This window comes from Sphingomonas sp. (assembly GCF_003248515.1).
Classification (GTDB): domain Bacteria; phylum Pseudomonadota; class Alphaproteobacteria; order Sphingomonadales; family Sphingomonadaceae; genus Sphingomonas_I.
The window spans coordinates 459,766-466,102 of the sequence record NZ_QFOB01000004.1; the positions used below are offsets into that span (position 1 = coordinate 459,766).

The 6,337-nt window shown below is 66.6% G+C and carries 6 protein-coding genes; 5 read left to right on the forward strand and 1 reads right to left on the reverse strand.

The genetic code is table 11. From position 1 onward, the window contains the following. Positions 1-2: 2 nt before the first annotated feature. The 5 genes from DI605_RS09650 (at position 3) to DI605_RS09670 (ending at position 4,494) form a co-directional block, all read left to right on the forward strand. Positions 3-728, forward strand: coding sequence for a response regulator (locus tag DI605_RS09650; RefSeq protein ID WP_293972533.1), 726 nt, complete (start codon positions 3-5; stop codon positions 726-728). Then, on the forward strand, positions 725-2,065 hold the full coding sequence (locus DI605_RS09655) for an ATP-binding protein (RefSeq protein WP_293972536.1): 1,341 nt from the start codon (positions 725-727) through the stop codon (positions 2,063-2,065). The genes DI605_RS09650 and DI605_RS09655 overlap by 4 nt, the downstream gene beginning before the upstream one ends. 76 nt (positions 2,066-2,141) lie before the next feature. Then, positions 2,142-3,167 (forward strand): OmpA family protein, encoded by a 1,026-nt coding sequence (locus DI605_RS09660; RefSeq protein ID WP_293972539.1) that lies wholly within the window; start codon positions 2,142-2,144, stop codon positions 3,165-3,167. Between the two features lie 25 nt (positions 3,168-3,192). Further along, the gene (locus DI605_RS09665; RefSeq protein ID WP_293972542.1) at positions 3,193-3,537 is read left to right on the forward strand and encodes a hypothetical protein; all 345 of its coding nucleotides are present in this window, start codon (positions 3,193-3,195) and stop codon (positions 3,535-3,537) included. 54 nt (positions 3,538-3,591) lie between these two features. Next, positions 3,592-4,494 carry an alpha/beta hydrolase gene (locus DI605_RS09670; RefSeq protein ID WP_293972544.1) on the forward strand — a complete coding sequence of 301 codons (903 nt, stop codon included), beginning with the start codon at positions 3,592-3,594 and terminating at the stop codon, positions 4,492-4,494. 353 nt (positions 4,495-4,847) lie between these two features. On the opposite strand, the gene DI605_RS09675 is transcribed toward DI605_RS09670, so the two are convergent. Further along, entirely contained in the window at positions 4,848-6,098 is a 1,251-nt protein-coding gene (locus DI605_RS09675) for an integrase arm-type DNA-binding domain-containing protein (RefSeq protein WP_293972547.1), read from the reverse strand. Positions 6,099-6,337 lie beyond the last annotated feature (239 nt).

Below are 6,337 nucleotides of genomic sequence, written 5' to 3' on the forward strand. Positions count from 1 at the left end.
TCATGTCCGAGGACAAGAGCTTCATCGCCGTGGTCGAGGACGATCCCGAGATCGGCGCGCTGGTGACGGGCCTCCTCAAGCGGGAAGGCTTCGAGGCGGAGCTGTGTCGCGACGCCGCAGCGTTCGATCGCCTGCGCGACCGCCGCCGCATCGATCTCGCGATCCTCGACCTGATGCTGCCGGGCGAGGACGGCCTCTCCATCTGCCGCCGCCTGCGCGCCGAGGACGAGATCCCGATCCTCATGGTCACCGCCAAGGCCGAGGACGTCGATCGGATCGTCGGGCTGGAGATCGGCGCGGACGATTATCTCGCCAAGCCGTTCAACCCGCGGGAACTGCTGGCCCGCGCCCGTTCGATCCTGCGCCGCACGCGCGGCGCGCACCGCGTGGCAACGATCGTCGCCCGGGCCGATCGCTGGAGCTTCGCGGGCATGACGCTGGATGCCGGCGCGCGGACACTCACCGGATCGGACGGGAAGGACATCCCGCTCACTGGTGCCGAGTTCGACATGCTGGCGGCCTTCGTCACGCATCCGCAGCGCGTGCTGTCGCGCGATCAGTTGCTCGACTGGACGCGGGGACGCGACGCCAATCCGTTCGATCGCAGCGTCGACGTGATGGTCGGCAAGGTCCGCCGCCAGCTCAGCCTCGATCCGAATGGCGGCGACCTCATCAAGACGGTGCGCGGTGGCGGCTATCTGTTCACAGTTCCGGTCGATCGGACATGACGCTCGGCACGCATCTGTCGCTGCGGATCGCGGCGATCCTCGTGGCGGGCTTCGTCATCATCCAGTTCCTCGTCTTCGGCGCGATGATCGTGCCGGGGCGGCAGGTGCTGGATCACCCCTACAGCTTCCCGCCGCCCCGTGAGCTGGCGGCGATCGTCGATACGCTGGAACAGGCCCCGCCTGAGAAGCGCCGGCTACTGGTCGCGGCGCTGGACGGCTCGCTCTACACGCTCTCGATCGAGCCTGCCCTGCCAGACCGGCGCGCAATCAATGACCTTACGGCGCGAGATGTCGAGCGGACCTATCAGGCAGTACTACCCGGCCACCTCGTCCGCCTGTCGGCTCGCCGCGCGATGTTCCCCAAGCTGATGCGCGACATGGCATGGCCCGGCCGGCTGCTGGCACCGGCAACGCTGGCCGTATCGCTGCGCAGCGGTGGCGTTCTGGTGCTGGTCAGCCGGCCATCGACATTGGTGCGCGATTTCCTCGGCGAGCGGGCGGCGATCGGCGCCGTTGCCGGCCTGATCTTGCTGGGGGCGCTCGCCCTGGCGGTGCGGCAATCCACCCGCCCCGTCACGCGGCTTGCTGGCAGCATCCGCGCCTTCTCGAACACGCTCGACGCGCCCGATCTGCCGATCGAAGGGGGGCCGGAACTGCGCGATCTCGCGGCGGCCTATAACGATATGAAGGGCCGGATCGCGGGCCTCGTCTCCGAGCGCACGCGTATCCTGGCCGGCATCGCGCACGATCTGCGCACCTATCTCACCCGCCTGCGGCTGCGCGCCGAGTTCATCGACGATCCCGACCAGCGCGAGCGTGCCGCGCGCGACCTCTCCGAGATGAGCCTGCTGCTCGACGATACCTTGCTGTTCGCCCAGCCGGCTTCGCGACCCATGGCGGCCGAACGCATCGCGATCGGAGCCGAGCTTGAGACGATCGCCGAGACCCGTCGTGAAATGGGCGAGGCCGTCACGCTCGCCCCGATCCAGCTCGACCTGTTCGTCCGCAGCGAACGCCTGGCGCTACGCCGCGCGATCGCCAACCTGATCGACAATGGTTTGCGGCACGGCTCCTCCGTCCTCCTCAGCGGCCACCACGACGGCGATGACGTCCTGATCGTGGTGACGGACGACGGCCCTGGCGTCCCGCCGGACTTGCTGGCCCGCCTGGGACGGGCGTTCGACCGGCTCGATCCGTCCCGCGATCGCACCACCGGCGGCGCGGGCCTCGGCCTTGCGATCGTGCGTGCCCTGATGGACCGTCAGGGCGGCAGCGTATCATTCCGCAATGGCGCAGCGGGCGGCCTCGAAGTGACGCTGCGCCTGCCCGCCGCCTGAATCGGGCGATTACACTACATTACTTGCCCGCAAGCCCTTCGCGACGGCAGTTCAGGCCGACGATACGGAGGCGTAGGTGTCGAAGGCTTTTCCCGCTTTTCTGCTGATTTCGGGCGCGCTGCTGCTGGCGGGCTGCCACAGGAAGGACGCGGCGCAACCATTTGCAGCCGCGCAGGCCGATACTGCGATGCTCCCGGCTCCGGCGACCGCCCCCGTCGCGCTGCCGCCACAAGGCGCACCCGCCCCATCCTTCGACATCGCGAAGATCGTGGTCTCGTCGGCCCCACTCGGCGCCTTCCCCTATCTCGGCCTGCCGAACGGCTACAAGGCGATGAACAAGCCGACGACGATCGATTACGGCCACTTCCCCTTCTGGGACGGGACGGCGCTGCATTGGGTCGAAGGCCGCGTCTTCTATGAGTCGATCGACACGGCGAAAGGCAAACCGTTCAGCCCGTTCGAGCTGCAGCGCAATCTGGAGGCGGAGATCGCGCAGGCCGGCGGTGCGCCGGTCGCGGAGGGCAAGATCCCACCCGACGTCGCCAAGACGATCGGCCGCGACGTGACGATCGACATGAACGGGGCGCTCGGCGACATTTACAATGATCCCGTCAAGACGTGGGCGATCCGCCGGGCCGATCGCGAGATCTGGCTCCATTTCACCGCCACCAGCGCGATGGGCACGCTCACCGTCGTCGAGACCAAGCCCTTCGTCGCCACCGCGCGCCTGCTGCCGGCCGCCGAACTCAAGGCGGATATCGACGGCAAGGGCAAGGCGATCCTCCACGTCAATTTCGATACGGACAAGGCCGTGATCCTGCCGGCCTCGCAGCCGCAGATCGCCGAGATAGTCGCCCTGCTGAAATCCGAACCGGCGCTGCGTCTCGCGATCAACGGCTATACTGACGCGACCGGCGCGGCCGATCACAATGTCGCCCTCTCGCAGGCCCGCGCCAAGGCGGTCGCCGCCGCGATCGAGGCCGCCGGGATCCTGACGACGCGCCTTGACCCACACGGCTTCGGGGATAGCCAGCCCGTCGCCGCCAACGACACCGAAGACGGCAAGGCGCAGAACCGCCGCGTCGAACTGGTGAAGCTCTGACCCCTCACGCCCAAGGAGTTGCCCCATGAAGACCAGGATCCTGATCGCCGCCGTCCTGCTCGCCGCCGTCTCGGCTACCATTGGTCAGGCGCGCACCGTCGCCGGGCCGCGCGGTGGCACCGGATCCGCCACGGTCGGCCGCCAGGGCATGACCGGCACCGCCAGCTTCTCCGGCACGACCGCCAACGGCCGTACCGCAAGCGGATCGGCCAGCGCCACCTATCACCCCTCCACCGGGACAATGACGGGTGCCGGCAATATGACGGGTCCGGCCGGCGGCACGCATGGCGGCACCGTGACCGCGGGCAACGGCGCGGCTACGGTCACCGGGAACAACGGCCAGTCGAAGAGCTGGACCCGACAGCAATAAGGCGACCAGCGTCTCCGTGTCGCGAAGGTCGGCAGGGATATGGGAGATGGACGGATGAGGACGCGGATCGGGCTTGCCGCTCTGCTGGCGGTTGCCGCCCCGGCGATCGCGCAGGAGGGGCCGCTCCGTCGGATGATGCGCGAGCGGATGTCCGCCAGGCTGGCCGAGCCGCCCTATTCGGGCGCGAAATCCTTCTCCTATGGCCCGAATCCGCTGGAGAAGCTCGATCTCTGGCAGCCCACCAGTCCCACACCGGCTCCGCTGATCCTGTTCGTGCATGGTGGCGGCTGGCAGCGCGGCGACAAGGACAATGCGACCGGCGCCACGAAAATCCGCCATCTCGTCGAGCGCGGCTATGCCGTTGCGTCGATCGATTACCGGCTCGTGCCGGAGGCCACGGTCGAGCAGCAGACCGCCGACGTCGCGCTGGCGCTCGCCTGGGTCCGGAGCCACGCGGCCGAGAATGGCATCGATGCGGGCCGCATCATCCTGATGGGCCATAGTGCTGGAGCCCATCTGGTTGCGCTGGTCGGCACCGATCCATCCTACCTGCGCGCGGTCGGCCTCGACTATCATGCGGTCCGCGGCGTCGTGCCGATCGACGGTGCGGCCTATGATGTGCCGAAGCAGATCGCCGATGCCGGCAGCTTCATGCGAGACACCTACGCACAGGCGTTCGGCACCGATCCTGTACGCCAGAAGGCGCTATCGCCGACGCTGCAGGCGGCGGCGCCGAATGCGCCTGCATTCCTGCTGCTCCACGTCTCGCGGCCAGATGGCATCGCGCAGGCAAAGGAACTGGCCGAGGCGCTCCAGCGAGCAGGCACACAGGTAGAACGCAATCAATTCGACGGCACGGGCCTTCGCGGTCATATGGAAATCAACAGGTCGCTCGGTGATCCGGACTATCCCGCAACTGCGATCCTCGATGCGTGGCTGAGCCGCATCTTTCAATAAATCATGACCAAGCATCACTGCTACGTCGCGATGCCCGTTAATTACAAAATCGGCTATGGCACAGTTTCTATCATTTTCGACTGCTTCATCTCTTTCAACTCGCGAGTGATACTGACTAATCGTAGCGACGGCCGCCAATTTTACACCAAGGCCATACTTCGGAACGGCCGGTTTTTTGTTTGAACCGACAAAAGCCGTCAGACAACTTTGTCCCAAACCAAGCTATTACGAGCGGGAGGCGGGCTCGCCAATGCAGTCGGTCCGTCCACATGAATGAACGGCCGGTTTCGGGAAGCGAGAGCGGCTACTTCAACGGCAGGGATTAGGTCTTCAGTGGGCCGTTGAACTGCCGCTCACACAACCTCGGTCGCCTCCCCTCTTACCTTTTCGCTCGGCGGCACCCGGTCCCCCTTCGCCTCCCCGCCTTCAATGATGCGCTGGACGTAGTCGGCCCAGGCCTGCAGCATTCGCCTGCGGGGCGAGAGATAGAGGGCGGAGTTATAGGCGCTGCGGACCTCGTCCTCATCGGCATGGGCGAGCGCCATCTCGATCCAGTCCGGCCGGTAGCATTCGGCCTCGTTCGCCCAGGTGGAGGCAAGCCCTCTAAACCCGTGGACGGTCTGCCGCCCGCGATATCCCATCCGGTAGCAGCCATAGATCATCGTGTTCTGGGAGAGCGGCTGCCCGGGTTTCTCGCCGGGAAAGAGGTGGGCGCCCCGGCTGTGCTCGCGCAGCGCCTTCAACAGGTCGACGGCCTGCGTTGGGAGCGGCACGATATGCTCACGCCCCATCTTCATCCGCTCGGCCGGCACCCGCCAGACCGGCTCGTCACCGTCGAGCCGCTCTATCTCGGCCCAGGTGGCGAGCCGGGTTTCATTGGTGCGCGCCCACGTCAGCAGCGTGAACATCAGCGCTGCCCGGGTTATCGCACGCCGCTTCGGATTCTCCTCGCCGTCATAGGCATCGATAGCCCGGACCAGTTTCGGCAATTCGTCGGTCGACACACGCGGCATGTGGCGCACGCGGGGCTTGGGCTTGAGCAGATCCGCGAGATAGGCCGCTGGATCCGTGTCGGCCCATCCCTGCGGAATGGCAAACCGATAGATCTGGCTGACATGCTGCTTGAGGCGCCGGCTGACGTCGAGCGCGCTCCTCGCCTCCACCTTCCGGATCATCGCGAGCACGTCCGCCGGCTTGATCTCCCGCAGCACCATCGCGCCCAGCTCCGGAAACGCGTCGCGTTCAAGGCGGGCGAGGATCCGGGCGGCGTGGGCCTCGTCGAGGGCCTCGAGCCGGTTCTGGTGCCACGCCCGTGCCGCCTGCTCGAAGGTCTTCCCTGCAAGAGCCGCTTCCCTGGCGCCAGGATCACGCCCAGCCGCCAAAGCGAGCTTGGCCTCGGCGCGCTTGAGACGCGCCTCAGCAAGGCTCAGATCCGGATAGCGCCCGAACGACAGGAGCTTCTCCCTGTCGGCGAAGCGATACTTCATCCGCCACAGCTTGGAGCCCGTCGGCCGGACGAGCAGGTACAGCCCGCCGCCATCGGCGAGCTTGTAGTCCTTGGAGCGCTTCGTGGCGTAGCGGGCTTCCAGTTCCTTGAGGGCCATGGGGGTATCTCCTGCCGGTCGAGGAGAGGTACCGCCGAAAATACCCCCGCCGTCAAATCGACGTCATGGGGTTTGGTGGGGTCCGGAGCGACGCGCCGGGACGCCGCGAAACAGGCGTAAGCCACGGGAAAAAGGCACAAAAAAAACCGCCTCGGGTTTCCCTGAGACGGTCTGGCATGTTTGGTGTTGGTTGCGGGGACAGGATTTGAACCTGTGACCTTCAGGTTATGAGCCTGACG

Coding starts and splice junctions, on each gene's coding strand:
- DI605_RS09665 (WP_293972542.1), top strand. CDS start 3,193: ATGAAGACCAGGATCCTGATCGCCGCCGTCCTGCTCGCCGCCGTCTCG.
- DI605_RS09675 (WP_293972547.1), bottom strand. CDS start 6,098: ATGGCCCTCAAGGAACTGGAAGCCCGCTACGCCACGAAGCGCTCCAAG.
- DI605_RS09670 (WP_293972544.1), top strand. CDS start 3,592: ATGAGGACGCGGATCGGGCTTGCCGCTCTGCTGGCGGTTGCCGCCCCG.
- DI605_RS09655 (WP_293972536.1), top strand. CDS start 725: ATGACGCTCGGCACGCATCTGTCGCTGCGGATCGCGGCGATCCTCGTG.
- DI605_RS09650 (WP_293972533.1), top strand. CDS start 3: ATGTCCGAGGACAAGAGCTTCATCGCCGTGGTCGAGGACGATCCCGAG.